A 26,339-nucleotide genomic window follows, 5' to 3' on the forward strand; every position below is an offset into this window, starting at 1 on the left:
CCTCTTCCGCCGCACGCTCGAGCGGGGGTGATGCCTGATGGATTACGTCATGCTGGGCGTGGGGCTTCTGCTCACCGTGGGTACCGGTCTGTTCGTCGCGAGCGAGTTCGCGCTCGTCAACCTCGACCGCGCCGACCTCGAATCCCGTCGCGCCGCGGGCGAGACCCGCCTGTCGCTCACGATCGATGCGCTGCGCATCACCTCGACGCACCTGTCGAGCGCGCAGTTGGGCATCACGCTGACGACGCTGCTCACCGGTTACACGATGGAGCCGGCGATCTCGAACCTGCTGCGCCCGCTGTTCCAGGGGTGGGGCGTGCCCGAGACGGTCCTCATCCCCCTCGCGGCGATCATCGGCGTCGGCTTCGCCACGGTGCTGTCGATGATCCTCGGCGAGCTCGTGCCCAAGAACTTCGCCCTGGCCATCCCGCGCCAGACCGGCAAGCTCGTGCTGCCCTTCCAGGTGGCCTTCACCGCGGTGTTCAAGCCCGCGATCCTCGTGCTCAACGGCAGCGCCAACGGCGTGCTGCGCGCGATGGGCGTCGAGCCGAAGGAGGAGCTCTCGGGCGCCCGCTCGGCCGAAGAACTGTCGAGCCTCGTCAAGCGCTCGGCGAGCGCCGGCATGCTCGAGAAGGACACCGCCTCGCTCCTCGACCGCAGCCTCACCTTCGCCCGCCTCAGCGCGGCCGACGTCATGACCCCGCGCCCGAGCGTGCACGCGCTCGCCGCGGGCGACCCCGCCGACGACGTGGTGCAGCTCGCCCGTCGCACCGGCCACAGCCGCTTCCCCGTGTACGGCGAGTCGATGGACGACATCATCGGCGTCGTGCACCTCAAGGCCGCGATCGGCGTGCCCCGCGAGCGTCGCGGCGACGTGCCCGTGGCGGCGCTGTCGACCGAGCCGCTGCGCGTGCCCGAGACGGTGCACCTCGACACCCTCGTGTCGGAGCTGCGCTCGCGCGGCTACCAGATGGCGATCGTCGTCGACGAGTACGGCGGAACCGCCGGCGTCGTGACGCTCGAAGACCTGGTCGAGGAGATCGTGGGCGAGGTGCTCGACGAGCACGACCGCTCGCGCGCGGGTGTCGTGCACTCCGCGGCATCCGTCACCTTCCCGGGCGACCTGCGACCCGATGAGGCCCTCGACCGCGCCGGCGTGCGCGTGCCCGAGGGCGAGGTCTACGACACCGTCGGAGGATTCATCATGGCCGCGCTCGAGCGCATCCCCGCCGTCGGCGACACCGTCGACCTCGACGACGGGGTGCTCGCCGTGCAGCGCATGGACGGTCGCCGCGTCGACCGCGTGCAGTTCACGCCCACCCCCCACGAGCAGGACGTCGACGACCTCGTGCGTGCCGCGAAGGGAGGGGACCAGTGATGAACGACTGGGCCGGAATCGCGTGGCTCGTGGTGCTGCTCGCCTTCAACGCGTTCTTCGTCGCCGCGGAGTTCGCGGTCATCTCGGCACGCCGCTCGCAGATCGAGCCGCACGCCGACCGGGGATCGCGTGCCGCCAAGACCGCGCTGTACGCCATGGAGCACGCGACGATGATGCTGGCGACCTGCCAGCTCGGCATCACGATCTGCTCGCTGCTGATCCTGAACGTCTCGGAACCGGCGATCCACCACCTGCTCGAGGGGCCCCTCGGGCTCACGGGTCTGCCGGAGGCCGCCGTCGGCGTCATCGGATTCGTCGTCGCACTGCTGCTGGTGTCGTACCTGCACGTGGTGTTCGGCGAGATGGTGCCGAAGAACCTCGCGTTCTCGCTGCCCGATCGTGCGGTGCTCATGCTCGCCCCGCCGCTGGTGGCGGTGTCGAAGGCGTTCCACCCGATCATCGTCGCGCTGAACTGGACGGCCAACCACGTGCTGCGCCTGTTCCGCGTCGAGCCGAAGGACGAGGCCGCCTCGACCTACACGCTCGATGAGGTCGCGACGATCGTGACGCAGTCGCGTCGCGAGGGCGTGCTCGACGACGCGTCGGGCACGGTCACCGCGGTGGTGGAGTTCACCGAGAAGAAGGCCGCCGACATCGCGGTGCCGATGGCCGAGCTCGTGACCCTTCCCGAGACGACCACGCCCGCCGAGATCGAGCGCGCGGTCGCGCAGCACGGCTACTCGCGCTACGTGATCGTCGACGGCGCCGGCAACCCCACGGGGTACGTGCACCTGAAGGACGTGCTGCGCGCGGCGGAGGGGGCGGATGCCGACATGGCGCGCCCCATCCCGAACAAGCGCGTGCATCACATGGTGTCGGTGCTCGAGACGACCGATCTCGAAGACGCGCTCGCGCTCATGCGTCGCTCGGGTCGCCACCTCGCCCAGGTGCGCGACGACGAGGGTGACGTGCGGGCCGTGCTCTTCCTCGAGGACGTCATCGAAGAGCTCGTCGGCGAGGTGCAGGACGCCACGGAGCGTCGCCGCTTCGTCTGACCCCGGTTCGAGACACCGGATGCCGCGGCCCCTGGGGCTCGCGGCATCCGGTGTCTTCGTGTGAGGGGCCGGCCTCAGTACGCGCGGAGGTACTGCGCGGGGGCGGGGTTCGGTGCCCCCAGGGCCGCCGCGGCGCGCAGCGCGTAGTGCGGGTCGCGCAGCCACTCGCGGGCCGAGAGGATCGCGTCGGCGCGGCCGTCGGCGAGGATCTGCTCGCCGAAGGTCGGGTCGTCGATCATGCCGACCGCGGCGACGAGCAGGCCCGTCTCGCGGCGGACGGTCTCGGCGTAGTCGACCTGGTAGCCGGGCCCGGGGACGATGTGCTGGTGGGGCACGAGTCCGCCGCTGGAGACGTCCACCAGGTCGGCGCCCGCGTCGGCGACGAGACGTGAGGCCGCGACGGTGTCGTCGACGCTCCACCCGCCCTCGGCCGCGTCGGTGGCCGAGAAGCGCACGAACACCGCCGCGTCGGGGGCGGCGGCACGCACGGCCTCGGTCACGCGCACGAGCAGTCGCACGCGGTTCTCGAACGAGCCGCCCCACTCGTCGTCGCGGTGGTTGGTCAGGGGCGAGAGGAACTGGTGCAGCAGGTAGCCGTGGGCGGCGTGCACCTCGAGCACCTCGAAGCCCGCGGCAACGGCGCGACGGGCCGCATCGGCGAAGTCGTCGACGACCTTCTCGATGCCGCGCGCGTCGAGGGCGACCGGCTCGGCGAACGCGTCGTAGGCGATCGCCGAGGGGGCGACGGTGCTCCAGCCGCCGTCGTCGATGGACACGGTGCCGCGCCCGCCCGTGAGGGGAGAGGTGGTCGAAGCCTTGCGGCCCGCGTGGCCCAGCTGCACCCCGGCCACGGCGCCGCGCGCGCGGATGGCCGCCACGATCGACGACCAGGCGTCGGCCTGCGCGTCGGTCCACAGGCCCGTGTCGTCGGGCGAGATGCGGCCCTCGGGCGACACCGCCGTCGCCTCGGCGATGACGAGGCCGGCCCCGCCGGCAGCGAACTGCGCGAGGTGCACGTGGTGCCAGTCGTTCGGCATTCCGTCGACGGCGCTGTACTGGCACATGGGCGAGACCCACAGGCGGTTGCGCAGTTCGATACCGCGGATCGTGAGAGGAGTGAAGAGGGCGCTCATGGGGAACCTCCGCGTTCTAGGGTGACGCCATGACGGCGATGGAGTTCAGCGGGCGCGATGCCGCCCGGGCACTGCGGAGGCCAACCGCGCACGACGACAAGTATTCCCGCGGAGTGGTCGGCCTGCGCACCGGATCGGCCCGCTATCCGGGTGCCGCGGTGCTCGGCGTCGAGGCCGCGTGGCGCACCGGCACGGGCATGGTCCGCTACCTGGGGCCGCAGCGCGCGCAGGATCTCGTGCTGCAGCGACGGCCCGAGACCGTGACCGCCGACGGGCGCGTGCAGGCGTGGGTGATCGGATCGGGGACGGATGCCGCCGAGCGCGACGCAGCCGAGACGGCGGCCCTGCGCGGCATCCTGAACGGCGATCTGCCGGTCGTGGTCGACGCCGGTGCGCTCGATCTGGTGCCGGCCGCGAGCGCACCCGTGATCGTGACGCCGCACGCCCGCGAGCTCACGCGGCTGCGCGAGGCCCTCGGGCTCGCCTCCGTCGAGATCGGCGACGACGACGAGCGGGAGGAGGCGGCCCTCGAGACGGCGGCCGCGTTCGGCGGGGTCGTGCTGCTGAAGGGCGCGGTCACGATCGTCGCCGCGGCCGGGCGCAGTCGACGGGTGAGTGCGGGCACACCGTGGCTGGCGACCGCCGGCACGGGCGACGTGCTCGGCGGGGTGCTCGGCGCGGTGGTCGCCGGCGCCGTCGCCGACCGGCGCGACGGCCTCGACGATCTTTCCCGGTGCGCGGCGGCCGCGGCCTGGCTGCACGGAGCCGCGGGGACGCGGGCCTCGAAGGACAGCGGAGCCGACGGGGGACCCCTCACCGCGCTCGACGTCGCCGAGGCGCTGCCGCGGGTCGTGGCATCCGTGCTCTCCGACGACCGCGACTGAAGGTCCTGCCGACGGTCCCACCGGCCGGGCCGAGGGGGCTCGTCGGGGGCCGGGGGAGCCGCCCGCTTAGGATGAAGCAGTGTTGAGGCGTGTCGTTCCCCTGTTGATCGCGTTCGTCGCCGTACACGTCGTGGTGGGGATCCTGGGCTACCAGCAGCCCAACGAGCCGATGGGCGACGTGTACCTGGTGTACGAACCGTGGTCGCGCTGCGCCCTGTTCGGCGGCATCGACGTGACCTCGTGCACCCGCAGCGACACCTGGCAGTGGCCCGGGATCACCGAGAAGTGGATCTACCCGCAGCTCGCGTTCCTGCCGATGACCTTCGCGTGGATCTTCGCCTGGTTCACCGGGTACACCCCCGCATGGGCGATCACCGTGTCCCTGTTCAACCTCGTCGCCTTCGTCATCCTCGTGGGCAAGGGTCGCTCGACCGGCCGCGTGCTCGCCGCATGGTTCTGGCTCGCCGCGATCCTGCTGGTCGGCCCCGTCGGCCTCTACCGCATCGACGGCATCACCGTGCCGTTCGCGATCCTCGGCGGCATCTGGATGCTGCGGCGCCCGTTCCTCGCCTCCGTGCTGCTCTCGGTCGCGGTGTGGATGAAGGTGTGGCCCGCCGCGATCCTCGCCGCCGGCCTCGTCGCCATCCGCCGACGCCTCGCTCTCGTCTACGGCGCGGTCGCGGTCTCGCTCGTGACGATCGTCGCCGTGGTGGCCCTGGGCGGCGCCCCCTACGTGTTCGGCTTCGTGGGCGATCAGACCACCCGCGGCATCCAGATGGAAGCGCCCGTCGGGGCGGTCTACATGTTCCTCGCGGCCTTCTACGTGCCGGGCAACGAGGTGTACTACGACGGCGACGTGCTGACCTTCCAGGTGACGGGGCCCGGAGCCGAGCCGCTGATCGCCGCGATGACGCCGATCATGCTGCTCGTCATGGCGGGGGTCGCCGTGGTCGGCGTGCTGAAGATGCGTCGCGGCGCGACCTTCCTCAGCCTCTTCCCGCCGCTCTCGCTCGCCCTGGTGACGGCGTTCATCGCCCTCAACAAGGTCGGCTCGCCCCAGTACTACGTGTGGCTGTTCGCCCCCGTCGTGCTCGGCCTCATGATCGACCGGCGACGCTGGTACGGCTTCGCCGCGATGACCCTCGTGATCGCCGCGCTCACCCAGTGGATGTACCCGCTCATGTACGACGGGCTCATGGCCCAGCACCCGAACCCCTTCCCGGTGTTCGTGCTCGAGGCGCGCAACGTGCTCGGCCTCGTGCTGCTGGTGTGGGCCATCGTGCGGGTCGTGCGCGTGCCGGTGGGGCGCGTCCGCCCGCCCGCGGGGCTGCGCGAGATCGTCACGGGTCGCCGGCCCCTGCCGACGCGCGTGCCCGCGGGGCGCTGACGCCCGTCGTCCCGCGGGTCGCCGGCGCGCGCTCCTGCGACGCGTTGACGCCGTCCCGCCCCGCCGGTACGGCGGCGCCACGCTGAGCCCGTTCCGCCCGCGGGCACGTCGCCGTAGGCTCGCACCATGCTCATCGCCTTCTCCGTCGCCCCCTCGGGCGTCGGCACCCTCGCCGCCGAGAACCCCGACGCCTCGGTTCACGACGCCGTCGCCGCGGCGGTCGCCGTGGTGCGCGCGTCGGGACTGCCGCACCGCACGACCTCGATGTTCACCGAGGTCGAGGGGGAGTGGGACGAGGTGTTCGCCGTCGTGAAGGCGGCGACGGATGCCGTGATGCCCTACGGATCGCGCGTGTCGCTCGTGCTCAAGGCCGACATCCGTCCCGGTCGCACCGGCGAGATCGACGGCAAGATCGAGCGCCTCGAAGACGCGCTGGAGCGTCGCGAGGACTGATCCCCGCGGACGCCCGTTCGGCGTGGCAGGGCCCCTGCCTCAGTCGCGCGGCGGGTCGTTCCAGATGCGTTTCGTGATCGCTGTCACGTCGGCGTCGATGCGGGCCATGTCGCCCCGGAGCCGACCCTCGACGCCGTCGATCTTCGCTTTGAGCCCGGCTTCGACGCTGTCGATCTTCGCGTTGAGTCTGCTCTCCACACCGTCGATCTTGTGGTTCAGGACGGCTTCGACGGTGTCGATCTTCATGCCCAGTTCGTTGCACCTCGCGTCGATCTTGACGTCGAGCCGATCGGTGTTCGCGGTGATGACCTGGGTGAGCGTGGTCGTGATGAGCCTGGTCGTGAAGGTCATTCCCCCGAGGATGGCCGCTGCGAACGTGCCGATGAGGACCCAGGACTGCGGTTCGGTCATGATCGGTGCCCTTCTCGTCTGCGGTGGAGACCAGCGTGACAGTCGGATGCGTCGCCCAGACGGCCCAGAAGCCGCATCGGGGGAAAGTTCACCCGATCTGCCGTCGGGGGAGGAGCCGTCGCGGGCCGCCACACCCGGGTCCCGAAACGATTCGACCCGTGCCGTCGTCACGACTAGCATCGCCTGGTGACCTCTTCGACGACCTCGAGAGGTGCGGCGATGCGGGCGCTCCTTTCTCTTGCCATCGGCAGCTTCGGCATCGGCATGACCGAATTCGTGGTGATGGGCCTGCTGCCCAACATCGGCCGCGATCTGCTGCCCACCGCCTACGCGGCGTCGCCCGACGACGCCATCGCGCAGGCCGGGTGGCTCATCTCCCTCTACGCGCTCGGCGTGGTGGTCGGCGCCCCCACCATCGCGGGCTCGGTCGCGCGCTTCCCTCGCCACCGCGTGATGATCGTGCTGGCGGCAGCGCTGGCGTTCTTCACCCTGCTGACCGTGATCGCCCCGACGTTCGAGCTGGTCGCGGCATCCCGCTTCCTCGCCGGACTCCCGCACGGGGCGTACTTCGGCATCGGCGCCCTCGTCGCCGCCGACGTGCTCGGCCCCGGCAACCGCGCCAAGGGAGTGGCCTTCGTGCTCACGGGCCTCACGATCGCGAACGTCGTGGGCGTGCCGCTGGGCACCCTGCTCGGCCAGCAGGTCGGATGGCGCGCCGCCTTCGCCGTCGTCGCGGGCATCTTCGCCCTCGCGACGGTGTGCATCGCGTTCTTCGTGCCGAAGCACCCCGGAACCCCCGGACGACGCCTGCGCGACGAGATGCGGGTGTTCCGCATCGGGCAGGTCTGGTTCGCCCTCGGCATCGGCGCGGTCGGCTTCGGCGGGTTCTTCGCCATGTACAGCTACATCGCGCCCATGATCACCGACGTCGCCGGCCAGCCCGAGTGGGCGGTGTCGGTCGTGCTCGTCATCGTCGGGATCGGCATGACCATCGGCAACATCGTCGGAGGCGCGCTCGCCGACAAAGACCTGCGGTTCTGGCTCTTCGTCGGGCTGATCGCCCTGGGCGTGGCATCCTTCGGTCTCGCCCTGACGGCCGGCTGGATCGTGAGCCTCGTGCTGTTCGCCTTCCTCGTGGCGTTCTGCGGCTCAGCGCTCAGCCCGTCGATCCAGACGCGACTCATGGACGTCGCCGAAGACAACCAGTCGATCGCCGCGGCCCTCAACCACTCGGCGCTGAACATCGGCAACAGCCTCGGCGCGTTCCTCGGCGGTCTCGCGATCGCCGCGGGCCTCGGGCTCGTGGCCCCCGCGTGGGTCGGCGCCGTGCTCGCGATCGGCGGACTCGCCGTGGCGTTCGTCGCCTACCGGGTCGAGGACCGCAGCGGCCGGCACCCCGCGCACCGGATACCGGCGGCCGAGGCCGCGCAGACCGCCATCACCGGCTCGATCCCGACGCAGCGCTGACGCGGGCGGTCGAGGCGGCGGCATCCGGAATCGTCAGCTCGCGAAGAGGCGGCGGAGGTGCGTCGCCACCGCGGCGGTCTCGATGAGGAAGCCGTCGTGGCCGAAGTCGCTCGAGAGCACGACCGCCGCGTCGCCGTCGAGGGTGTTGCGGATGCCGCGGGCGATGCGGTGCTGGCCGTCGATGGGGAACAGGCGGTCGCTGTCGATCCCGAGCACCAGCGTGGTCGCGGTGACGCGGCCGAGTGCGTCGTCGACGCCGTCGCGATCACGGCCGACGTCGTGCGAGTTCATCGCCTCGACGAGGGTCAGGTAGCTGTTCGCGTCGAAGCGGCGGGTGAACTTGTTGCCGTGGAAGTCGAGGTACGACTCGACCGCGAAGCGTCCGCCGCGGCCCAGCGGGCTGACCCCCGACTGCCACGAGCGCTGGAAGCGCGAGTTGAGCTCGGTGGGACTGCGGTAGTTGAGCAGCGCCATGCGGCGCGCGAGCGCGAGACCGCGGTGCGGGCCGTCGCCGTCGCCCGCGTCGTAGTACTCGCCGCCGGCGAAGCGGGGGTCCATGCGCACGGTGTCCATCTGCACGGAGTTCAGCGCGATCTGGTCGGCCGTCGTGATCGGCGGGGCGGAGAGGATCGCGGCGCGCTCGACGCGGTCGGGGTGACCGACCGCCCACTCGATCGCGTGCATGCCGCCCATCGATCCGCCGACGACGGCGTGCCAGCTGCCGATGCCGAGCTGATCGGCCAGCAGCGCCTGCGCCGACACCTGGTCGCGGATGGTCAGGTAGGGGAAGCGGGAGGCCCACTCGTACCCGTCGGGGGCGATGCTCGCAGGACCGGTCGAGCCCTGGCATCCGCCCAGCATGTTCGGGGCGACCACGAAGAAGCGGTCGGTGTCGATCGCGGCCCCCGGGCCCACGAGGTCGCTCCACCAGCCGGCGGTGGCGTGTCCGGGTCCGGCCGCTCCGCGCACGTGGCTGTCGCCGGTGAGGGCGTGCAGGATCAACACGGCATTGTCGCGCGCGGGCGAAAGCTCACCCCAGGTCTCATAGGCGAGACGGATGCCGGGGAGCGAGCCCCCCGTCTCGGTGCGGAACTCGCCGAACGAGGCGAAGCGGCGGTCGCCGACGGGGTCGCCGTCGCGCCAGGCTCCGGTCGCGGGGGGCCGGCCGAGGAGGGAGCGGGCGTCCGCCTCCGTCACCGGGGCCGAGGGCACCGTGTCTTCGGAGATCTGCCAGTCCATGGCATCCATTCTCTCCGGTGTCGGAGGGGTCGACCGGACTGTTACGGTCGCTCACCACGGCGACGGGGGTTGTCAAGAACCCGTTCTCTCCCGGGTGCGGTCGTCATGATCCCGGCATGGCGAACTTCCTCCTCATCGCGGCCTCGAGCGACATCGGTCAGGCGACGGCGAAACGACTGCAGGGCGCGGGACACCGCGTCGTGACCACCGCGCGGGATTCCTCGCGGATCGAACCCGATTTCACCCTGGATGCCACCGACTTCGACGCCGTCGACCGGGTCGTCGGCGAGGCGGGCGAGCTCGACGGCATCGCGGTATTCGCGGGCTCGATGCTGCTCAAGCCCGCGCACCTGACCTCTCGCGAGCAGTACGACGAGCTCATCGCGGCCTCGCTCACCACGGCGTTCGCCGCCGTCCGCGCCGCAGGATCCCACATGCGCGACGGGGGAGCGGTGGTGCTGGTGTCGTCGGCGGCGGCCCTCGCAGGTCTTCCGAACCACGACGGCATCGCTGCGGCGAAGGCCGGGGTGATCGGCCTCACCCTGTCGGCCGCCGCGAGCTACGCCGCGCACGGGCTGCGCGTGAACGCCGTGGCCCCGGGTCTCGTGCAGACGCGGTTGACCGAGAAGCTCACCGCGAGCGACATGTCGCGCAAGGTATCGGAGGCCATGCACCCGCTCGGTCGCCTCGGCGAGCCCGACGACGTCGCGCGCGCAGTGGAGTTCCTCCTCGCACCCGAGAACGCGTGGATGACCGGCCAGGTGCTCGGCGTCGACGGGGGCTTGGGCAGCCTGCGGCCGCGCCAGAAGGTGTGACCGCCTCCCCGTGAGGGGTCGGTTTCTGTCGCCTCGCGCGCGGCTCGGCGACACATTCTGACCCCTCACGCACGTGGGCGCACGCGCGAACGCCCCGACCCGGCGGACCGGGGCGGGGCGTTCGGCGTGTTCGGCCCGGGTGCGTGCTCGGCCCGGGCGCGGCGGCTCAGGCGCGGGCGGCCTCGGACAGGCGACGCGCGGCGGCGAGGGCCTGGTCGAGGTCGGCCTTGAGGTCGTCGATGTTCTCGAGCCCCACCGACAGGCGCACCAGGCCCGGGGTGACACCCGCGGTGAGCTGCTGCTCGGGCGTGAGCTGCGAGTGGGTGGTGGATGCCGGGTGGATGACCAGCGAGCGCACGTCGCCGATGTTGGCGAGGTGGCTGAACAGGCTCAGCGAGTTGACGAACTCGCGGCCCGCCTGGACGCCGCCCTTCAGCTCGAACGACAGCACCGCGCCGACGCCCTTGGGGGCGTAGTTGTTGGCCGCCGCGTACCAGGGCGAGGTCGGCAGGCCCGAGTAGTTCACGGTCGCGACGTCGGGGTGCGATTCGAGCCACTCCGCGATCTCCTGCGCGTTCTGCACGTGGCGCTCGACGCGCAGCGACAGCGTCTCGATGCCCTGGATCAGCTGCCACGCGCTCTGCGGCGAGATCGAGGCGCCGAGGTCGCGCAGCAGCTGCACGCGCGCCTTGATGATGTAGGCGAGGCCGTCGCCGACCGCCTGGGTGTAGACCGCGCCGTGGTACGAGGGGTCGGGGGTCGTGAGGCCGGGGAAGCGGTCGGAGTGCTCCGACCACGCGAAGGTGCCGCCGTCGACGATGACGCCGCCGATCGTGGTGCCGTGCCCGCCGAGGAACTTGGTCGCCGAGTGGACGATGATGTCGGCGCCGTGCTCGAAGGGGCGGATGAGGTACGGGGTCGCGATCGTGTTGTCGACGATGAGCGGCACGCCGGCCTCGTGCGCGATGTCGGCGACCGAGCGGATGTCGAGCACGTTGATCTTGGGGTTGCCGATGGTCTCGGCGAAGAACAGCTTCGTGTTGGGGCGCACCGCCGCGCGCCACTCCTCGGGGTCGTCCTGGTTCTCGACGAAGGTCGTCTCGATGCCGAGCTTGGCGAGGGTGTACTTGAAGAGGTTGTAGGTACCGCCGTAGATCGAGCTCGACGAGACGATGTGGTCGCCCGCCTGGGCGATGTTGAGCACGGCGAAGGTCTCGGCCGCCTGGCCGCTGGCGACGAGGAGGGCGCCGGTGCCGCCCTCGAGGCCCGCGACGCGCTGCTCGACGACGTCTTGCGTGGGGTTCTGGATGCGCGTGTAGATGTTTCCGAACTCGGCCAGCGCGAACAGGTTCGCGGCGTGGTCGGCGTTGTCGAACACGTACGAGGTGGTCTGGTAGATCGGGGTGGCGCGGGCCTTGGTCACCGGGTCGGGCTGAGCGCCGGTGTGGATCTGCTTGGTCTCGAAACGCCAGTTCTCGGGTGCCGACATGACTGCTCCTCAGCTTCTGGAGGCCGGGCGGTCGCCGTGGCCTGTTGCGAGCGTAGGGATGACCTCCGACACCGACAAGCGCCCCGGACACAGGCCGTAACAGCGCTCCGCGCGACGCGGACGGCGGTGTCGGAGGAGGGCGCTAGCGTGGATGCCATGACGCGACGTGCAGTGGTGACCGGGGCCAGTTCGGGAATCGGAGAGGCGACCGCACGCCTGCTCCGCGAGCGCGGATGGGATGTCGTGGGCGTCGCCCGTCGGGCCGAGCGTCTCGACGCGCTCGAGGCCGAGACCGGCATCGTCGCGCACGCGGCCGACCTCACCGACGCCGACGCCGTCGCCGCCCTCGCGGCGTGGCTCGACGAGACGGGTGGCGTCGACGCCCTCGTGCACGTCGCCGGCGGCGCGCGGGGCAGCGACCGCATCGAAGACGGCGCGGCCGACGACTGGCGCTGGATGTTCGAGGCGAACGTGCTCTCGAGCCAGCGACTGACCGCCGCCCTCCTCCCGCAGCTGCGGCGCGCGGCCGACGACGAGGGCCACGCCGACCTGCTCTTCGTCACCTCGACGGCCGCGCAGACGGCGTACCCCGGCGGCGGCGGGTACAACGCCGCGAAGGCGGGGGAGGCGATGCTCGTGCACGCTCTGCGTCAGGAGCTCAACGGCGAACCCCTCCGCGTGATCGAGATCGCCCCGGGCATGGTGCGCACCGAGGAGTTCACGCTCAACCGCCTCGGCGGAGACAAGGACGCCGCCGACAAGCTCTACGAGGGCGTCGAGGCGCCGCTGTCGGCCCACGACGTGGCCGACGTGGTCGCCTACGCGCTCGACGCGCCGGGCCACGTCAACCTCGACCTGGTCACGGTGCGTCCCGTCGCGCAGTCGGCGCAGCACCTGCTGGCGCGGGGTCCGTTGCAGACCCGCTGACCGCTCGGCGTTTCGGGGGCGGATGCCGCGGGCTCAGGCCACCTCGCCGCGGGCTGCGCTGGCCGCGACCTCGGCCTCGGCGGCATCCGCGAACGCCACCTTCGGCACGAAGAACAGCAGCACGGCCGCGACGAATCCGCCGGCACTGCAGATGACCCAGACGGTCAGATAACCGGCGAGGGGCGCAGCCGTACCGACCGCCGCTCCCGCGGCCCCGGCGAGCACGACGCCGAAGATCGCCGACGACATCGAACCGCCGATCGTCTTCGTCGTGTTGGTCAGGGCCGAGGCCACGCCGGTCTGCCCGCGCGGGGCCGCGGCGGCGGCGGCCGCGGGCATCGCCGCCACCAGGGCGCCCGATCCGAGTCCGGCCACGGTCAAGCAGGCCAGCGTCGGGATCAGGCCGGTGTGCAGGGGCAGCAGGAGCCCGTACCCGATGCCGACGAGGGCCGCGGCGCCGATGAGCGTGAGGCGCGGGCTCGCCCGGCGGGAGGTCACGGCGAACAGCACCGCGCCGACGATCAGCGAGAGCAGGTACACGCCGATCACGTTCGAGCGGTCGGTGGCATCGAGACCCAGGCCGTAGCCGAGGGCGGGGTCGGTGCCCATGTAGGTCGCGAGCGGTCCCTGGGCGCCCAGCAGGCTGATGCCCACGAGGAACGCGGTGGCCTGCACGGGCCACATCTCCGGGCGGCGCAGCACGCGGATGTCGATCGCCGGATCGGGCTGACGCAGCTCGAACCGCACGAACCATGCGCCCAGCGCCACGCCCGCCGCCAGCAGCGCGATGATCGCGACCGGTCCGGGACCGGCGGGGAGCCGGACGAACGACAGGGCCCCGGTGACGCACAGCAGGGCCGCGGCGAGGATGACGAACCCGCGCAGGTCCAGACGGCGCTCACCGCCGGCGCGCTCGGACTCGGGGACGCCCAGCCAGATGACCACCGCGATCGCGCTGACCACGATCGCGGGGACAGCGAGGGCGAGCTTCAGATCGCCGCCGGTCGCCGTGAACAGACGGCCCGCGGCGAGGGCGCCGATGATCGCGCCCGCGTGCAGGCCGACCACGAGCAGGCCCGCCGCGCGACGCGTCTGCGACGACCCGCGACTCGCGCTCCGGCCACGGTCGAAGATGAGCGCGATCTCGAGCGGCAGCCAGACCACGTAGAAGCCCTGCAGCGCCCAGGCGAGCAGGAAGGTCGTGAACGAGTCGGCGAACACGAGCCACCAGCTGGCGGCGGCCGTCGCGATCGCCGCGAACAGCAGGATGCGCTTGTGCCCGAACATGTCGCCGAGCTTGGCCAGCACCGGCAGGACCAGGGCCGACAGCAGCAGCTGCGCCGCTTCGAACCAGTTGACGTCGGCATCGCGGATGCCGAGGTGTCCGACGATGTCGGGGAGCAGTGGCACGTAGTACCCCTGCAGGATTCCGCTGGCGAGCTCCACGAGCACGAACCACCCGATCAGACCCGCGGTCACGCCGAGCGCCGAGGTGCGCACGCGTCCGACCGCACTGGAGATGCGCGACATGGCGAGACCCTAGCACCGCGCCCGGGCCCCCTCGCGGAAAGACCTAGGGTGAGAACAGTCGATGAAAGGAGTCCGCCGTGACGGACGAACGCGAGCGCCTGAGCTGGGACGATTTCGGGGCCGCCACGCGCGAGATCTCGCGGGCGATCGTGGCCGACGGATTCCAGCCCGAGGTGGTCGTCGCCATCGCTCGCGGGGGACTCCTGCCCGGCGGCGCCATCGCGTACGGCTTGGGAGTGAAGAACTGCGGGGCGCTGAACGTCGAGTTCTACACGGGCGTGGGTACGGTGCTCGATGCCCCCGAGGTGCTGCCGCCCGCCCTCGACCTGTCGTACCTCGAGGGGCGGCGGGTGCTGCTCGTCGACGACGTCGCCGACAGCGGTCGCACGCTCGACCTCGCCGTGAAGCTGCTCGATCGCCACGGCGCCGAGGCCCGCTCGGCCGTCATCTACACCAAGCCCACGACCGTGGTCACCCCCGACTACGCGTGGAAGGACACCTCGCTGTGGATCGACTTCCCGTGGTCGCACCAGGGGTCGGTGAGCGAAGAGGACGCGGCGTGACGGCGCATTCGCTCAGCGAGCTGGCGGATGCCGGTCTGATCGACCGCTCGTGGGTGCAGCCCCTCGAACCCGTGGCCGCCGACATCTCCGCGCTCGGCGAGAGGCTGCGCTCGGACGGCGCGCCCTACCTTCCGGCGGGCGACCTCGTGCTGCGCGCCTTCCGCACGCCGCTCGACGCGGTGCGCGTGCTCATCGTCGGTCAGGACCCCTATCCCACGCCCGGGCACCCCATCGGCCTGTCGTTCGCGGTCGATCCGCACGTGCGTCCGCTGCCGCGCAGCCTGTCGAATATCTACCGCGAGCTCTCCGACGATCTCGGGATCGCCCCCGCCGCGCACGGCGACCTCTCGGCCTGGTCGGCGCAGGGGGTCATGCTGCTGAACCGTGTGCTCACGGTCGCGCCCGGCGCCCCGGCCTCGCACCGCGGCTGGGGCTGGGAGCGGGTGACCGAGCACGCCATCCGCTGCCTCGTCGCGCGCGACGCCCCGCTCGTGGCGGTGCTGTGGGGCAAGGACGCCCAGGGGCTCACGCCGCTGCTCGGTGACACCGCGATCGTGTCGTCTCCGCATCCCTCGCCGCTGTCGGCCAGTCGCGGCTTCTTCGGCTCCCGGCCGTTCTCGCGCGTCAACGCGCTGCTGGAGGAGCAGGGGGCGGATGCCGTCGACTGGCGCATCCCGGCGTGAGCGGGGCCGCGACGCTCTGATCGGAGCGACCGGATGCCGCGGGCGGCGACCGAGACGTCGGGCCGGGGTCCCGGCATCCGGTGTCGTCACCGCACGCGCGACGTCATACGCGTGAAACGGCGACGCCCGTAGAGTGGCGGGGTGCTGGAAGAGGAGTACGAGAAGAGCCGACGCCGGCTACCGGCGCACCTGCGCAAGACGCCCGAGCCCGAGCGTCCGTTCTCGTACGAGATCCGCCCGGCCACTCCCGCCGACATCCCCGACATCCGCGAGATCTACAACTACTACGTGCGCAACTCCGTGGTGACCTTCGACGAGAAGGCGTGGTCGATCGCGAAGTGGCGTGACAAGTACGCCACGCTCGACAAGCTCGGGCTGCCGTTCCTCGTTGCACAGTCGCCGAGCGGACAGATCCTCGGCTATGCGCTCGTGCAGCCGTGGCAGTCGAAGTCGGCGTACCGCTACACGGTCGAGAACTCGATCTACCTCGGTCAGGCGGCCGCGGGCAAGGGTCTCGGTCGCGCGCTGCTCGAGGCGCTGCTGGCGGCCTGCCAAGAGCTGGGCATCCGCGAGATGGTCGCCGCGATCAGCGACAAGGGCGCCGACGCCTCGATCGCGCTGCACGAGAAGCTCGGCTTCACCGAGGTCGGACGCATGGGACGCGTCGGCTTCAAGTTCGGGCGCTGGCTGGGCGTGGTGTACCTGCAGAAGAGCATCCCCTCGAAGAAGAAGCCCCGCCGGCGGCTGTTCGGCTGACGCGCTTCGCCGCCGCGTGCGAGGTGGCTGAGCCTGTCGAAGCCGCCGGTTGCCGCGTGCGAGGTGGCTGGGCCTGTCAAAGCCCCCGGTTGCCGCGTGCGAGGTGGCTGAGCCTGTCAAAGCCCCCGGTTGCCGCGTGCGGGGTGGCTGAGCCTGTCGAAGCCGCCGGTCGTCGAGCGGGTACCGGCCCCTTCGACACGCTCGGGGACCTCTGATGCGAGGTGGCTGAGCCCGCGGCTACCGGCGGACCGGCGTCGCGGGCGCGGCGCGGCGCACCTCGTCGACGAGCGCGCGCCACGGGCCCGCGACCTGGGTGTCGCCGAGGCGCACCTCGTGCACGGCCTTGTCGCCGTGGTGCACCTCGATGCGCCAGCTGTAGCGGTCGGCTCCGGGGGAGGGCTCGGCGGCGGCGTCCCACGGGCAGCTCTCGACCAGCGCGCGCCAGTGCGGAGCGCCTTCGGGGTCGGGCTCGGCCCGCCACTGCTTCGTCAGGCCCGCGAGACCGCCCGAGCGCACGACGATGACGACGAAGCGCTCCGCGCTCTCGGTGTCGTCCTCGGTGTCAGGCTGCGGCATCCTCCTCGACGCCGACCCCGGCCCACGCGGCGCGGACGGCGGCGACCTCCTCCGACTCCTCACCGTACTCGCTGGCCGCGGCCGACAGGGTGGCGGTCGCGAACGCCGAGAAGTCGGCGGTGGGCGACAGGGTGCCGGCGGTGATCGTGCGGTACCAGATGAGACCGGCGCGCTCCCACGCGAACCCGCCGAGCGCGGTCGCGGCGAGGTAGAAGGCCTTGTTCGGAATGCCGGAGTTGATGTGCACCCCGCCGTTGTCGTCGCTCGTCTCGACGTAGTCGCGCATGTGCGCCGGCTGCGGGTCTGTGCCGAGCACGTCGTCGTCGTAGGCGGTGCCCGGCGCCTTCATCGAGCGGAGGGCCTCGCCCTGCACGGCGGCGGCGAAGATGCCCTCGCCGATGAGCCACGACGCCTCGTCGGCGCTCTGGCGGAGGTGGTGCTGTTCGGCGAGGGCGCCGAACACGTCGGACAGTGACTCGTTGAGCGCGCCCGACTGCCCCTGGTACTCGAGCCCGCCGGAGGCCTCGGTGACGCCGTGACCGAGCTCGTGCGCGATCACGCTGAGCGACCGGGTGAACCCGACGAACACGTCGCCGTCGCCATCGCCGAAGACCATGCGCTCGCCGTTCCAGAACGCGTTGTCGTAGTCGTCGCCGAAGTGCACGGTGGCCAGCAGCGACCCGCCGGCGGCGTCGATGCCGTCGCGGGCGAAGGCGTCCCAGAAGAAGTCGTAGGTCTCGCCGAGGCCGTCGTAGGCCTCGTCGACGGCGGCGTCGCCCGAGGGGGCGTCGTCTTCGCTGCGCACGCGACGGCCCGGCAGGTTCTCGGTGTTCGCCGCGTCGGAGATGATGCGATCGGGCGCCGGCCCGGTCTCGGCCACGAGGGTGTCGCCCTCGATCGAGAGTCGCAGGCGGGATCGTGTCGGTCGTGCCGGGCGCGGCACGGCGAGGGTCTTGCGCGCCGCTTCCGCGGCCCGCGCCATGCGCGGGTCGTCGGTGGAGGCGAGTCGGTCGAGCAGGAACGGGGGGACGATACCGGGGGTCATGCGCCGAGGGTAGCGCCGACCTCCGACATCGCGGGATCCCTTGATCGGCGCGTGCGCGACCGTGCCGAACGGCCGATCCGCCGGCATCCGTCGCCAGAACAGGAGATGCGACGAGAACAGGACGACCCGCGCCGGAACGGCCTGTTGCGGTGACACTCTCCTGTTCTCGTGACCGCCGGCGGGCGAGCGTCAGGCCGGCAGCGTCGGGATCGACGCAAGAAGCTGCCGTGTGTAGGCCGCCTGCGGCTGCAGCAGCACCTTCTCGGTCGGTCCCTGCTCGACGATGCGGCCGTCTTTCATCACGACGACCTGGTCGCAGACGTTCTGCACCACGCCGATGTCGTGCGAGACGAGCACGAGGGTCAGCTGCTCCTCGGTCCGCAGCCGCGCCAGCAGGCGCAGGATCTGCGCGCGCACCGTGACGTCGAGGGCCGAGAGCGGCTCGTCGCCGACGAGGATGCGCGGACGATGCACGATCGCGCGCGCGAGGGCGATGCGCTGGCGCTGACCGCCCGAGAACTCGTGCGGGAAGCGCGTGGCCATGTCGGCCTCGAGGCCCACCTGCTCGAGCACTTCGCGCACGCGGGCGCGGCGGTCGCCCTCGATGCCGAGCGCCCACAGCGGTTCGCCGACGATGCGCTCGACGTTCATGCGCGGGTCGAGCGAGGCGTACGGGTCTTGGAACACGATGCCGGTCGTACGGCGGAGCCAGTGCAGCGAGCGCGCCGATCCGCGCGCGTCGACGGGGCGTCCCTCGACCTCGATGGTGCCCGCGGTGGGCACGTCGAGTCCGAGCAGCAGGCGCACGAGCGTCGACTTGCCCGAGCCCGATTCGCCGATGATCCCGACGGCGGAGCCTTCCCGCACCGAGACGTCGACGTCGCTCAGCCCGACGGTGCGCTCGGGGCGGCCGAATCCTCTGCCGCGCGGCGCGGGGTAGGTGCGCGAGAGTCCCCGCGCGCGGATCAGCGTCTCGCTCACGGCGTGTCCTCCTCGTCCGGCCCGGTCTCGGGCGGCCGCCGGCCAGCATCCCGCGCGTCGGCCGGACCCGCCGGGGTCGCGTCGGGCCGACCGGCGCCTGCATCCGGCGCGGAGCCCTGTGCCGCGGCATCCGGGGTCGATTCCGGATGCCGTTCGCCCGAGCCCTGCGCCGGCTGGGGCGTCGCGGCCTCCGGGATCGCGGTGGGAGTTCCGGTCTCGGGATGCCACAGCGTCGCGGTCGCATCGCGCAGCAGAGCCTGCGTGACGGGCGACGACGGCGCGCGCAGCAGTTCTTCGACGGCGCCCTGTTCGACGACGCGGCCGTGCTCGAGCACGACGGCATGCGTGGCCACCTGCGCGAGCACCGCGAGATCGTGCGTGATGAACACCAGCGACATGCCGGCGTCGTGCACGAGGGAGCGCAGCAGCGAGAGGATCCCGGCTTGGATCGTGACGTCGAGGGCGGTGGTCGGCTCGTCGGCGATGAGCAGGCGCGGGCGGCACGCGAGGGCCATCGCGATCGCGACGCGCTGGCGCTGGCCGCCGGAAAGCTGGTGCGGGTAGCGCGAGACGAGGTGTTCGGGGTCGGGGAGGGCCACGCGCTCGGCCTCGACGACCGCGCGGGCGAGGGCCTCGCGCTTCGACACCTTCTCGTGGATCCGCACCGACTCGCCGATCTGGCGACCCACCGTGCGGATGGGGTTGAGGGCCGTGCGGGGCTCCTGGAAGACGATGCCGATGTCGTCGCCACGCAGGCGCGCGAGCTCGCGGTCGGGGAGTCCGAGGATCTCGCGGTCGTTCCACCGCACGCTGCCGGAGGCCACGGCCCCGTCGGGCAGCAACCCGAGGATGGCGAGGGCCGTCAGCGACTTGCCCGAGCCCGATTCGCCGATGAGCCCCACGCGTGCGCCGTCGGGCACCGCGAACGAGATGCCGTCGACGACGGCCCGGCCGCCGATCTCGATGCGCAGGTCGGTCACCTCGAGGCTCATGCGACCACCCCCGGAACATGCGTCCGTGCCGACGGCGCGCGCTCGGCGAGCGTCGGGTCGGCCGCCTCGCGCAGGGCGTCGCCCAGCAGGTTGAGTCCGAGCACGGTCAGGGTGATCGCCAGCCCCGGCCACACCACCGTGAGCGGGTGCACGGCGATGTAAGGCTGCAGGCTGTTCAGCAGCACGCCCCACGACGGCTGCGTGACGGGGGCGCCGAACCCGAGGTACGACAGTCCCGCCTCGGCGAGCACGGCCACGGCCATGCCCCACGACAGCTGCACGATGAACACGGGCGCGACGTTGGGCAGCAGGTGCCGCGTGAGGTTCTGCCAGGTCGAGAGCCCGCTGGCCCGCCCGGCGAGCACGAAGTCGCTGTGCAGTACGCGGCGCAGCTCGGGCCGGGTGACGCGGGCGACGTTGACGCCGAACCCGATGCCCACCGACCAGATGACCACGAACAGCGACCCGCCCCACACGGCCGAGATCATCATCGCGATGATCAGCACCGGGAAGGCGATGAGGATGTCGACGAGCACCGAGACGCTCTCGCGCACCCACCGGGTCGTGAGGGCGCCGAGGGCGCCGAGGGCGATGCCGATGACGGATGCCACGACCCCCGCCCCGACCGCGACGACCACCGTCGTGCGGGCGCCGGCGAGCAGGAGGCTTGCGATGTCGCGGCCGCTGTCGTCGGTGCCCAGCACGTGGGGCCACGAGGGATCCGTCCACCGCGCGCGGGCGTCGACGGCGGCGGGGTCGAACGGCGTCCACACCAGCGAGACCGCGGCGGCGAGCAGCACGAGCAGCACGATGACGAGACCGAAGCGGCCGGTGCCCAGCCCCCAGAGGCGTTTCAGGGTGTTCACTCGGCCTCCCGCTGTCGAGGGTCGATCAGGCGATGCGCGAGGTCGACCACGAAGCCCACGATGAGCACGAAGCCGGTCACCGCGAGAAGCTCGCCCTGCACCTTGGGCAGGTCGCGCGAGGCGACGTCGGTGACGAGCATGCGGCCCACGCCCGGGAGCGTGAAGAGCTGCTCGATGACGACGGCTCCCACGATGATCCCGGCGATCTGCAGCCCCAGCACCGTGATGACCGAGAGGCCCACGTTGGGCAGACCGTGGCTGAGCAGCGCGCGCGTGCGGGTCAGGCCTTTGGCGGCGGCGGTGCGCACATAGTCCTGGCCGATCGCCTGCAGGGTCGCGCTGCGCACGAACCGCAGCAGCATGGCCCCCTCGATCACGCCGATCGTCAGCGCGGGCAGCACGAGCGCGCGGAATGCGGCGGCGGGGTCGTTCCAGCCGGCGCGCGGGAAACCCTGGGGTGGCAACCACCCGAGCCCCACGGCGAACACCACCACGAGCATGAGTCCCGCCCACACCACCGGCACCGCCGCGAGCGCCTGCGCGGCGACGCTGAGCGCTGCCCCCGCCGCACGCCGGCGCCCGAGGGCGGAGAGCACACCGAACGGAATGCCGATCAGCAGCGCGATCGTCAGCGACATGATCGACAGGGGCACGGTGACCCGTGCCTTGTCGATCAGCTCGGCGCTCACCGACGTCCCCGTGAGCAGAGAGGTGCCGAGGTCGCCGCGCAGCAGACCGCCGATCCAGTCGGCGTACTGCGTCCACAGGGGAGCGTCGAGTCCGAGGCTCGCGCGCAGGGCGGCGATCTGCTCGGGGGTGGCCTGCGTTCCGGCGATCACCTGCGCGACGTCGCCGGGGAGCACCCGCAGCGAGACGAAGATCAGCACGCTGGCCACGGCCAGGCCCAGAACGAGCAGGCCCAGCCGTGTCAGCGCGTAACGGATCACTCCGACGCGACCGTCACAGCCGACAGCGGCAGTCGCACGTTGAGGGAGTTCTTCGGGAAGTTCGCCACGTTCGTGCCGACCGCGGTGAGCGGCGTCGACAGGAACAGCCAGTCGGCGGCGTCGTCGTCGCTCACGATGCGCGCGGCCTCGGCGAGCAGGTCGGACGACTGCTGCTCGTCGGTGGTCGCCAGCGCCTGGGCGTAGAGACCCTGCACCTCGGCGTTGTCGTAGCCGAAGTAGTACGAGGGGTTCGCCCAGTTGCCGAAGTCGCGGGCCTCGACGTGGCGCACGAAGCTGAGGTCGTAGTCCTTGTTCTGGTAGACGTCCTGCAGCCAGGCCGAGAAGTCGACCTGCTTGACCTGCAGGGTGACGCCCACGTCGGCGAACGACGACACGAGGAAGGTCGAGATCGCGCCGGGGTAGACGTTGGGGATCGTCAGCGTGAGGTTGAGGTTCTCGGCGCCGGCCTGCGCGAGCAGCTCGCGTGCGCGGTCGGGGTTGTACGAGATGCTGCCCGAGAGGTCTTCGTACCCGGGGTCGAGCGGCGGGATCGGGCCCGACAGGGTCTCGCCCGACCCGAGCGTCTGGATCAGCGCGTCGTGGTCGATCGCCAGGCGCAGCGCCTCGCGCACGCGCTGATCGTTGAGCGGGGCCTTGGCGTTGTTGAACGCGAGCGTGCCCTTGTCGGTGGTGAGGCCGGAATCGATCGTGAAGTTGTTCGTCCCGTCGATCTGTCCGCGCAGCTCGGGGTCGACCTCGAGCTGGACGTCGAGATCGCCGGCGACGGCGGCGTTGACGGCGGCGTTGCGGTCGGGGATGTAATCGAGCACGACCTCGGCCACTCCGGCCTTGGCGCCCCAGTAGCCGTCGTAGCGCGCGAGCGTCACGCTCTGGCCGACGTTGCGGGACTCCACGCGGAAGGGGCCCGTGCCGTTGGCCGAGGTCTGGAAGTTGGTCGTGTCGCCGTTCTTGAAGATGAGCCCCGCACGGCCCGTGAGGGCGAACAGGAAGTCGATGTTCGGCTGCGCGAGGGTGACCACGACGGTCGAGGCATCGGGGGAGGAGATGGATGCCACGTTCGCCAGGTCGGCGCTGTTCTGGATCGTCGCGTCGTCCTTCGTCGTCTGCAGCGACGTGACGACGTCGTCGGCGGTCAGCGCGCTGCCGTCGTGGAAGGTCACGCCCTCGCGCAGGGTGAAGGTGTAGGTGAGGCCGTCGGGCGAGATCGTCCACGCGGTCGACAGGGCGGGGACGATCGCGTTGTTCTCGTCGCCGTTGCGGGTGACCAGACCCTGGTAGACGTTGTCGATGAGCGCCTGCTCGAGAGAGGCGCCGCTGGTGTGGCGGATGTCGAGGTTGGTCGGCTCGAGGCTCAGCCCCACCGTGAGGGTGCCGTTCGGGTCGGCTTCACCCGTCGGAGCGGGGGAGGTGTCGGTGCCGGTGCACGAGGTGAGCAGGAGAGCTCCGATCAGGAGCGCGCTCGTGGCGAGGGCGGTGCGGCGCAGCATTGCGGGGTGTCCTTTCGCAGGCCGAAGGCATCCGAGTGCTGTGGATGCCGTGCAGGGGTGGCAACAGCCTACTTTCACCCGCATTCCCTCGCCGTCGTCTGTGACGGTGCGCGACGGCATGTGACGCGGGGCGCAGAGTCCACTAACCCACGCCCTGCCCGGCTGATCGACGCGTCGGGGTCAGCGCGCCGCGTCGACCGCGCCGCGCAGGAGCTCCGCGAGACCCGCCGGATCCTCCTCCTGGGCGTTGTGCCCCGTCGACAGGGTCTCGATGCTTGCCCCGGGCACGCGCCGGGCGAAGTCCGCGGCATCCGGTGCCGTGACGAATCCGCGCTCGCCGCGTACGAGGGTGACGGGCGCGCGCACGGCCTCGAGGTCGTCCCATCCCGTGCTCGCGAGCACCGCGCGCACGGCATCGGGGGTCGAGGGGTCCGCTCCGGCGTTCACCGCGGCGGCGGCGAGGTGCGCGAAGTGGTGCTTCCACTCCACGCGGCCGTCGGGGCGCACGCGCGAGTTGAGGAAGACACCCCGCGTGGCCGCCTCGCGCGAGCCGCCGAGGCCGAACGACAGGGCGCGCTCGACGAGCTCGTCGCGCGAGGCCCAATCGGTCGGGCCCGCGAAGAAGGCGCGGATCTGCGCGGGGCCCGCGCTCGGGTCGACGCCGGGGGTGATGTCGACGATCACGAGACGCGACACGAGGTCGGGGCGCGCAGCGGCGACGGCTGCGGCGGTGAGGCCGCCCAGCGAGTGTCCGACCAGCACCTGCGGACCGCTCGTCCACGCCTCGAGGGCGGCGATCACGTCGGGGGCGAGAACGCGCGCCACGTATGCGGCGTCGTCGCGCCACGACGAGTCGCCGTGCCCGGGGAGGTCGAGCGCGAGCGCGGGGACGCCGAGGTGCAGCAGCGTCGTGTCCCACGTGTGGGCGTTGAGTCCCGCCCCGTGCAGCAGCGTGATCGCCGGATCGGCGTCGCCCCACCGCAGGGCGCTCAGCCGGCGGTGGTCGGCGAGGGTCAGGTCGACGCGTTCGACGGCGGCGACCTCGCGGCCGAGATCGGCGGCCTGGGCGGGAAGGAACGAGAACTCGTCGAGCTCGGGCATCCGTCCAGCCTGTCACCGCGCGGCCTCCGCCGCCACCGCCGTCGCGTTGCCGTACCGCCGCGGGGGAAACCCCGGGTGAGCGGATGCCGTGGACTCGGCGAACGCCACGCCCCGGCCCCGCGGGGTCGCCGTAGGCTGTGGCCATGGGCGAAGAACGGCGCGTGCACCTGTCGAAATCGGCTCCCGAGGCCTACGCGGCGCTGCGCTCGTTCTCGACGACCGTCGGGCGCCTCGCCGCTGAGGCGGGCATCGACGCGCGGCTGCGCGAGATCGTGCAGATCCACGCCTCGCAGCTGAACGGCTGCGCCTACTGCGTGCGCGTGCACGTCGATGCCGCGGTCGCCGCCGGGCTCGACGCCGACGTCATCGCGCAGATCGCCACCTGGCGCGAGTCGGGGGTCTTCGACGAGCGCGAGCGCGCCGCGCTGGAGCTGACCGAGTCGTTCACCTTCATCCACGAAGACGGCATCCCCGACGAGGTGTACGACCAGGCAGGCGGCATCCTCAGCGAGCAGGAGTACGTCGCGCTCAGCTGGGTGCTCGTGGCCATCAACGCCTTCAACCGCGTCGCCATCGCCGGTCGGTACCCCGTGCCGCCGCGCCCCTCGGCCCGTGCCGCCCCGCACGTGCACGCGGACGGCACGGCATGACCGGCTCGCTGGTCTCGGGGGCCTCGAACTTCCGCGACGTCGGAGGACTCCCCGCAGGTGAGGGCACCACGCGCTCGGGGGTGCTCTTCCGCTCGGGCAACCTCGTGCAGGTCGACGACACCGGCATCGCGGATCTCCGAGCCCTCGGCATCCGCCGCATCATCGATCTGCGCGACGAGGCCGAACTCGCGAACGATCCGAGCCGGTTGGACGACCTTCTCATCGAGGTGCAGCACGAGCCGCTGTTCCTGGGATCGGTCGCGTCGTTCTTCGAGCGCGACGTCAGCCTCGAAGAGCTCTACTCCTCCATCGTCGACGACTCGGCCGACCGCGTGGTCGCCGTGGTGCGCGGCATCCTGACCGCCCAGCCCGTGCTCGTGCACTGCACCGTCGGCAAAGACCGCACGGGAGTCACGATCGGGGTGGCGCTCGCCGCGGCGGGCGTCGACCGCGAGGCCGTGATCGCCGACTACGCGCGCACCGAGCAGTTGCTGCCGGTCGCACGCACCGAGCGCGTGCGCGCCGCGATCCGCGCCCTGCACCCCGACAACGTGCACGCCGACGAGCTGGCCACGCGGTCGCCCGCGCGCGCCATGCGGGCGCTGCTCGATCGCCTCGACCGCGAGTTCGGGTCGCCCGCGGGCTATCTCCGCGCCCACGGCATGACGGATGCCGAGCTCGAGCGGTTGCGCGAGGTGCTGGTGGCATGATCCACGCGTGGATCATCAGCCGACACCAAGGTTAGGCAACCCTTCACTGAGGGTATAGTGGGGGTCATCATGGCCACCTCCACCGAGCACAACGACGCCGCCTGCCGCGCGTCGCGGCACACCCGCGTCCAGCACCTCGTGACCGCCGACGAGAACTCGCTCGCCGAACTCGAGGCCCTGCTCGCCACCCTGCCGATCTGCTCGACCGGCCGCGTGTTCATCGAGGTGCCCGACGAGTCGTGGATCGGCCGCATCGCCGCCCCCGCCCGCATGACGCTGAGCTGGCTCGACCGCTCGCGTCGCGGCGGCGCCCCCGGCACCGGTCGCGGCTGCGCTCCGGGCGAGGCCGTCACCCGTGCGGTGTCGGGCTGGGCCGGAGAGATGCTCTGCTGCGACGACGACGCCACCCGCGTCGTGCTGCTCGGCGGCTACCTGGGCACGGCCGAGATCGTCGACGAACTCGTCGCGCGCCACGGCGTCGACCCGCAGGCGATCCACACGCCGGAGCGCTTCGGTCTCTCGACCGCCCGCTGACGGGGACCGGGCCCTTCGACGAGCTCAGGGACCTGTGCGTCGCGGGGTGGCTGAGCCTGTCGATGCCACCGGGACAACCGCGGGTACCGGGCCCTTCGACGAGCTCAGGGACCTGTGCACCGGGGCCTTCGCGGGTACCGGGCCCTTCGACGAGCTCAGGGACCTGTGCGTCGCGCGAGGTGGCTGAGCCTGTCGAAGCCACCGGGGCCTTTGTGGGTACCGGGCCCTTCGACAAGCTCAGGGACCTATGCTGCGCGAG

General features: G+C 71.8%; 26 protein-coding genes and 1 pseudogene. 14 read left to right on the forward strand and 13 right to left on the reverse strand.

Going from position 1 to position 26,339, the window contains the following annotated elements:
* The first annotated feature begins 37 nt into the window (after positions 1-37).
* Together LPW41_RS05880 and LPW41_RS05885 are read left to right on the forward strand one after the other, a co-directional pair.
* The gene (locus tag LPW41_RS05880; RefSeq protein ID WP_144828742.1) at positions 38-1,378 is read left to right on the forward strand and encodes a hemolysin family protein; all 1,341 of its coding nucleotides are present in this window, start codon (positions 38-40) and stop codon (positions 1,376-1,378) included.
* Positions 1,378-2,433, forward strand: coding sequence for a hemolysin family protein (locus tag LPW41_RS05885; protein WP_144828739.1), 1,056 nt, complete (start codon positions 1,378-1,380; stop codon positions 2,431-2,433). The genes LPW41_RS05880 and LPW41_RS05885 overlap by 1 nt, the downstream gene beginning before the upstream one ends.
* A 74-nt stretch (positions 2,434-2,507) precedes the next feature.
* On the opposite strand, the gene LPW41_RS05890 is transcribed toward LPW41_RS05885, so the two are convergent.
* Positions 2,508-3,566 carry an NADH:flavin oxidoreductase/NADH oxidase gene (locus LPW41_RS05890; protein ID WP_154096001.1) on the reverse strand — a complete coding sequence of 353 codons (1,059 nt, stop codon included), beginning with the start codon at positions 3,564-3,566 and terminating at the stop codon, positions 2,508-2,510.
* A 29-nt stretch (positions 3,567-3,595) separates the two neighbouring features.
* Here LPW41_RS05890 and LPW41_RS05895 point away from each other — a divergent pair, with 29 nt between their 5' ends.
* From LPW41_RS05895 to LPW41_RS05905, 3 genes are all read left to right on the forward strand, one after another.
* Entirely contained in the window at positions 3,596-4,450 is an 855-nt protein-coding gene (locus tag LPW41_RS05895) for an ADP/ATP-dependent (S)-NAD(P)H-hydrate dehydratase (protein ID WP_154096000.1), read from the forward strand.
* A gap of 79 nt (positions 4,451-4,529) precedes the next feature.
* Complete coding sequence (locus LPW41_RS05900) at positions 4,530-5,837, forward strand: glycosyltransferase family 87 protein (protein WP_144828728.1); 1,308 nt, start codon at positions 4,530-4,532, stop codon at positions 5,835-5,837.
* 126 nt (positions 5,838-5,963) lie between these two features.
* Positions 5,964-6,290 carry a thiamine-binding protein gene (locus LPW41_RS05905; protein ID WP_144828725.1) on the forward strand — a complete coding sequence of 109 codons (327 nt, stop codon included), beginning with the start codon at positions 5,964-5,966 and terminating at the stop codon, positions 6,288-6,290.
* A gap of 39 nt (positions 6,291-6,329) precedes the next feature.
* Here the strand turns inward: LPW41_RS05905 and LPW41_RS05910 are convergent, their stop codons facing one another.
* A complete protein-coding gene (locus LPW41_RS05910; protein WP_186325392.1) occupies positions 6,330-6,872 on the reverse strand; it encodes a hypothetical protein in 543 nt (180 codons plus the stop codon).
* Between the two features lie 48 nt (positions 6,873-6,920).
* Here LPW41_RS05910 and LPW41_RS05915 point away from each other — a divergent pair, with 48 nt between their 5' ends.
* Positions 6,921-8,168 (forward strand): MFS transporter, encoded by a 1,248-nt coding sequence (locus tag LPW41_RS05915; protein ID WP_269074202.1) that lies wholly within the window; start codon positions 6,921-6,923, stop codon positions 8,166-8,168.
* Between the two features lie 33 nt (positions 8,169-8,201).
* Here LPW41_RS05915 and LPW41_RS05920 read toward each other — a convergent pair whose 3' ends face one another.
* Complete coding sequence (locus tag LPW41_RS05920) at positions 8,202-9,407, reverse strand: homoserine O-acetyltransferase (RefSeq protein ID WP_154095998.1); 1,206 nt, start codon at positions 9,405-9,407, stop codon at positions 8,202-8,204.
* A 116-nt stretch (positions 9,408-9,523) separates the two neighbouring features.
* Between LPW41_RS05920 and LPW41_RS05925 the strand changes: the two genes are divergently transcribed.
* Positions 9,524-10,222 carry an SDR family NAD(P)-dependent oxidoreductase gene (locus LPW41_RS05925; protein ID WP_144782242.1) on the forward strand — a complete coding sequence of 233 codons (699 nt, stop codon included), beginning with the start codon at positions 9,524-9,526 and terminating at the stop codon, positions 10,220-10,222.
* A 166-nt stretch (positions 10,223-10,388) separates the two neighbouring features.
* Here the strand turns inward: LPW41_RS05925 and LPW41_RS05930 are convergent, their stop codons facing one another.
* The gene (locus LPW41_RS05930; RefSeq protein WP_144828717.1) at positions 10,389-11,711 is read right to left on the reverse strand and encodes a bifunctional o-acetylhomoserine/o-acetylserine sulfhydrylase; all 1,323 of its coding nucleotides are present in this window, start codon (positions 11,709-11,711) and stop codon (positions 10,389-10,391) included.
* Between the two features lie 156 nt (positions 11,712-11,867).
* Here LPW41_RS05930 and LPW41_RS05935 point away from each other — a divergent pair, with 156 nt between their 5' ends.
* On the forward strand, positions 11,868-12,638 hold the full coding sequence (locus LPW41_RS05935; protein ID WP_230704335.1) for an SDR family oxidoreductase: 771 nt from the start codon (positions 11,868-11,870) through the stop codon (positions 12,636-12,638).
* A 33-nt stretch (positions 12,639-12,671) separates the two neighbouring features.
* Here the strand turns inward: LPW41_RS05935 and LPW41_RS05940 are convergent, their stop codons facing one another.
* Positions 12,672-14,168: an MFS transporter gene (locus LPW41_RS05940; RefSeq protein WP_230704336.1), complete on the reverse strand. Its 1,497-nt coding sequence runs from the start codon at positions 14,166-14,168 to the stop codon at positions 12,672-12,674.
* A gap of 77 nt (positions 14,169-14,245) precedes the next feature.
* On the opposite strand from LPW41_RS05940, the gene LPW41_RS05945 reads away from it, so the two are divergent.
* From LPW41_RS05945 to LPW41_RS05955, 3 genes are all read left to right on the forward strand, one after another.
* Entirely contained in the window at positions 14,246-14,731 is a 486-nt protein-coding gene (locus LPW41_RS05945; RefSeq protein WP_144828714.1) for a phosphoribosyltransferase, read from the forward strand.
* Positions 14,728-15,414 (forward strand): uracil-DNA glycosylase, encoded by a 687-nt coding sequence (locus LPW41_RS05950; protein ID WP_144828711.1) that lies wholly within the window; start codon positions 14,728-14,730, stop codon positions 15,412-15,414. Before LPW41_RS05945 ends, LPW41_RS05950 begins: the two co-directional genes overlap by 4 nt.
* Before the next feature lie 141 nt (positions 15,415-15,555).
* Positions 15,556-16,170, forward strand: coding sequence for a GNAT family N-acetyltransferase (locus LPW41_RS05955; protein WP_154095996.1), 615 nt, complete (start codon positions 15,556-15,558; stop codon positions 16,168-16,170).
* A gap of 237 nt (positions 16,171-16,407) precedes the next feature.
* Here LPW41_RS05955 and LPW41_RS05960 read toward each other — a convergent pair whose 3' ends face one another.
* The 8 genes and pseudogenes from LPW41_RS05960 to LPW41_RS05995 form a co-directional block, all read right to left on the reverse strand.
* Positions 16,408-16,746 carry a protealysin inhibitor emfourin gene (locus tag LPW41_RS05960; protein WP_144828705.1) on the reverse strand — a complete coding sequence of 113 codons (339 nt, stop codon included), beginning with the start codon at positions 16,744-16,746 and terminating at the stop codon, positions 16,408-16,410.
* The gene (locus LPW41_RS05965; protein ID WP_230704337.1) at positions 16,733-17,791 is read right to left on the reverse strand and encodes a M4 family metallopeptidase; all 1,059 of its coding nucleotides are present in this window, start codon (positions 17,789-17,791) and stop codon (positions 16,733-16,735) included. Before LPW41_RS05965 ends, LPW41_RS05960 begins: the two co-directional genes overlap by 14 nt.
* 189 nt (positions 17,792-17,980) lie before the next feature.
* Entirely contained in the window at positions 17,981-18,772 is a 792-nt protein-coding gene (locus LPW41_RS05970; protein ID WP_186325389.1) for an ABC transporter ATP-binding protein, read from the reverse strand.
* A 218-nt stretch (positions 18,773-18,990) separates the two neighbouring features.
* A pseudogene (locus LPW41_RS05975) lies at positions 18,991-19,764 on the reverse strand (ATP-binding cassette domain-containing protein); the annotation flags it as partial.
* Positions 19,761-20,630 carry an ABC transporter permease gene (locus LPW41_RS05980; RefSeq protein WP_144828696.1) on the reverse strand — a complete coding sequence of 290 codons (870 nt, stop codon included), beginning with the start codon at positions 20,628-20,630 and terminating at the stop codon, positions 19,761-19,763. The gene LPW41_RS05980 and the pseudogene LPW41_RS05975, both read right to left, overlap by 4 nt.
* Positions 20,627-21,577, reverse strand: coding sequence for an ABC transporter permease (locus tag LPW41_RS05985; RefSeq protein ID WP_144828693.1), 951 nt, complete (start codon positions 21,575-21,577; stop codon positions 20,627-20,629). The genes LPW41_RS05980 and LPW41_RS05985 overlap by 4 nt, the downstream gene beginning before the upstream one ends.
* Positions 21,574-23,085 carry an ABC transporter substrate-binding protein gene (locus LPW41_RS05990; RefSeq protein WP_144828690.1) on the reverse strand — a complete coding sequence of 504 codons (1,512 nt, stop codon included), beginning with the start codon at positions 23,083-23,085 and terminating at the stop codon, positions 21,574-21,576. Before LPW41_RS05990 ends, LPW41_RS05985 begins: the two co-directional genes overlap by 4 nt.
* A 180-nt stretch (positions 23,086-23,265) precedes the next feature.
* On the reverse strand, positions 23,266-24,186 hold the full coding sequence (locus tag LPW41_RS05995; protein WP_230704338.1) for an alpha/beta fold hydrolase: 921 nt from the start codon (positions 24,184-24,186) through the stop codon (positions 23,266-23,268).
* Between the two features lie 143 nt (positions 24,187-24,329).
* On the opposite strand from LPW41_RS05995, the gene LPW41_RS06000 reads away from it, so the two are divergent.
* The 3 genes from LPW41_RS06000 to LPW41_RS06010 all read left to right on the forward strand — a co-directional run bounded on the left by LPW41_RS06000 (position 24,330) and on the right by LPW41_RS06010 (position 26,080).
* Complete coding sequence (locus LPW41_RS06000) at positions 24,330-24,836, forward strand: carboxymuconolactone decarboxylase family protein (RefSeq protein ID WP_144828684.1); 507 nt, start codon at positions 24,330-24,332, stop codon at positions 24,834-24,836.
* Positions 24,833-25,546 (forward strand): tyrosine-protein phosphatase, encoded by a 714-nt coding sequence (locus LPW41_RS06005; protein WP_144828682.1) that lies wholly within the window; start codon positions 24,833-24,835, stop codon positions 25,544-25,546. Before LPW41_RS06000 ends, LPW41_RS06005 begins: the two co-directional genes overlap by 4 nt.
* A 69-nt stretch (positions 25,547-25,615) precedes the next feature.
* Complete coding sequence (locus tag LPW41_RS06010) at positions 25,616-26,080, forward strand: SIP domain-containing protein (protein WP_144828679.1); 465 nt, start codon at positions 25,616-25,618, stop codon at positions 26,078-26,080.
* Positions 26,081-26,339 lie beyond the last annotated feature (259 nt).

Source organism: Microbacterium sp. JC 701 (genome assembly GCF_021026215.1).
GTDB classification, from domain to species: domain Bacteria; phylum Actinomycetota; class Actinomycetes; order Actinomycetales; family Microbacteriaceae; genus Microbacterium; species Microbacterium algihabitans.

Coding starts and splice junctions, on each gene's coding strand:
- LPW41_RS05965 (WP_230704337.1), bottom strand. CDS start 17,791: ATGACCCCCGGTATCGTCCCCCCGTTCCTGCTCGACCGACTCGCCTCC.
- LPW41_RS05915 (WP_269074202.1), top strand. CDS start 6,921: ATGCGGGCGCTCCTTTCTCTTGCCATCGGCAGCTTCGGCATCGGCATG.
- LPW41_RS05935 (WP_230704335.1), top strand. CDS start 11,868: ATGACGCGACGTGCAGTGGTGACCGGGGCCAGTTCGGGAATCGGAGAG.
- LPW41_RS05885 (WP_144828739.1), top strand. CDS start 1,378: ATGAACGACTGGGCCGGAATCGCGTGGCTCGTGGTGCTGCTCGCCTTC.
- LPW41_RS06005 (WP_144828682.1), top strand. CDS start 24,833: ATGACCGGCTCGCTGGTCTCGGGGGCCTCGAACTTCCGCGACGTCGGA.
- LPW41_RS05990 (WP_144828690.1), bottom strand. CDS start 23,085: ATGCTGCGCCGCACCGCCCTCGCCACGAGCGCGCTCCTGATCGGAGCT.
- LPW41_RS06000 (WP_144828684.1), top strand. CDS start 24,330: ATGGGCGAAGAACGGCGCGTGCACCTGTCGAAATCGGCTCCCGAGGCC.
- LPW41_RS05940 (WP_230704336.1), bottom strand. CDS start 14,168: ATGTCGCGCATCTCCAGTGCGGTCGGACGCGTGCGCACCTCGGCGCTC.
- LPW41_RS05960 (WP_144828705.1), bottom strand. CDS start 16,746: ATGCCGCAGCCTGACACCGAGGACGACACCGAGAGCGCGGAGCGCTTC.
- LPW41_RS05880 (WP_144828742.1), top strand. CDS start 38: ATGGATTACGTCATGCTGGGCGTGGGGCTTCTGCTCACCGTGGGTACC.
- LPW41_RS05925 (WP_144782242.1), top strand. CDS start 9,524: ATGGCGAACTTCCTCCTCATCGCGGCCTCGAGCGACATCGGTCAGGCG.
- LPW41_RS05920 (WP_154095998.1), bottom strand. CDS start 9,407: ATGGACTGGCAGATCTCCGAAGACACGGTGCCCTCGGCCCCGGTGACG.
- LPW41_RS05995 (WP_230704338.1), bottom strand. CDS start 24,186: ATGCCCGAGCTCGACGAGTTCTCGTTCCTTCCCGCCCAGGCCGCCGAT.
- LPW41_RS05930 (WP_144828717.1), bottom strand. CDS start 11,711: ATGTCGGCACCCGAGAACTGGCGTTTCGAGACCAAGCAGATCCACACC.
- LPW41_RS05890 (WP_154096001.1), bottom strand. CDS start 3,566: ATGAGCGCCCTCTTCACTCCTCTCACGATCCGCGGTATCGAACTGCGC.
- LPW41_RS06010 (WP_144828679.1), top strand. CDS start 25,616: ATGGCCACCTCCACCGAGCACAACGACGCCGCCTGCCGCGCGTCGCGG.
- LPW41_RS05895 (WP_154096000.1), top strand. CDS start 3,596: ATGACGGCGATGGAGTTCAGCGGGCGCGATGCCGCCCGGGCACTGCGG.
- LPW41_RS05905 (WP_144828725.1), top strand. CDS start 5,964: ATGCTCATCGCCTTCTCCGTCGCCCCCTCGGGCGTCGGCACCCTCGCC.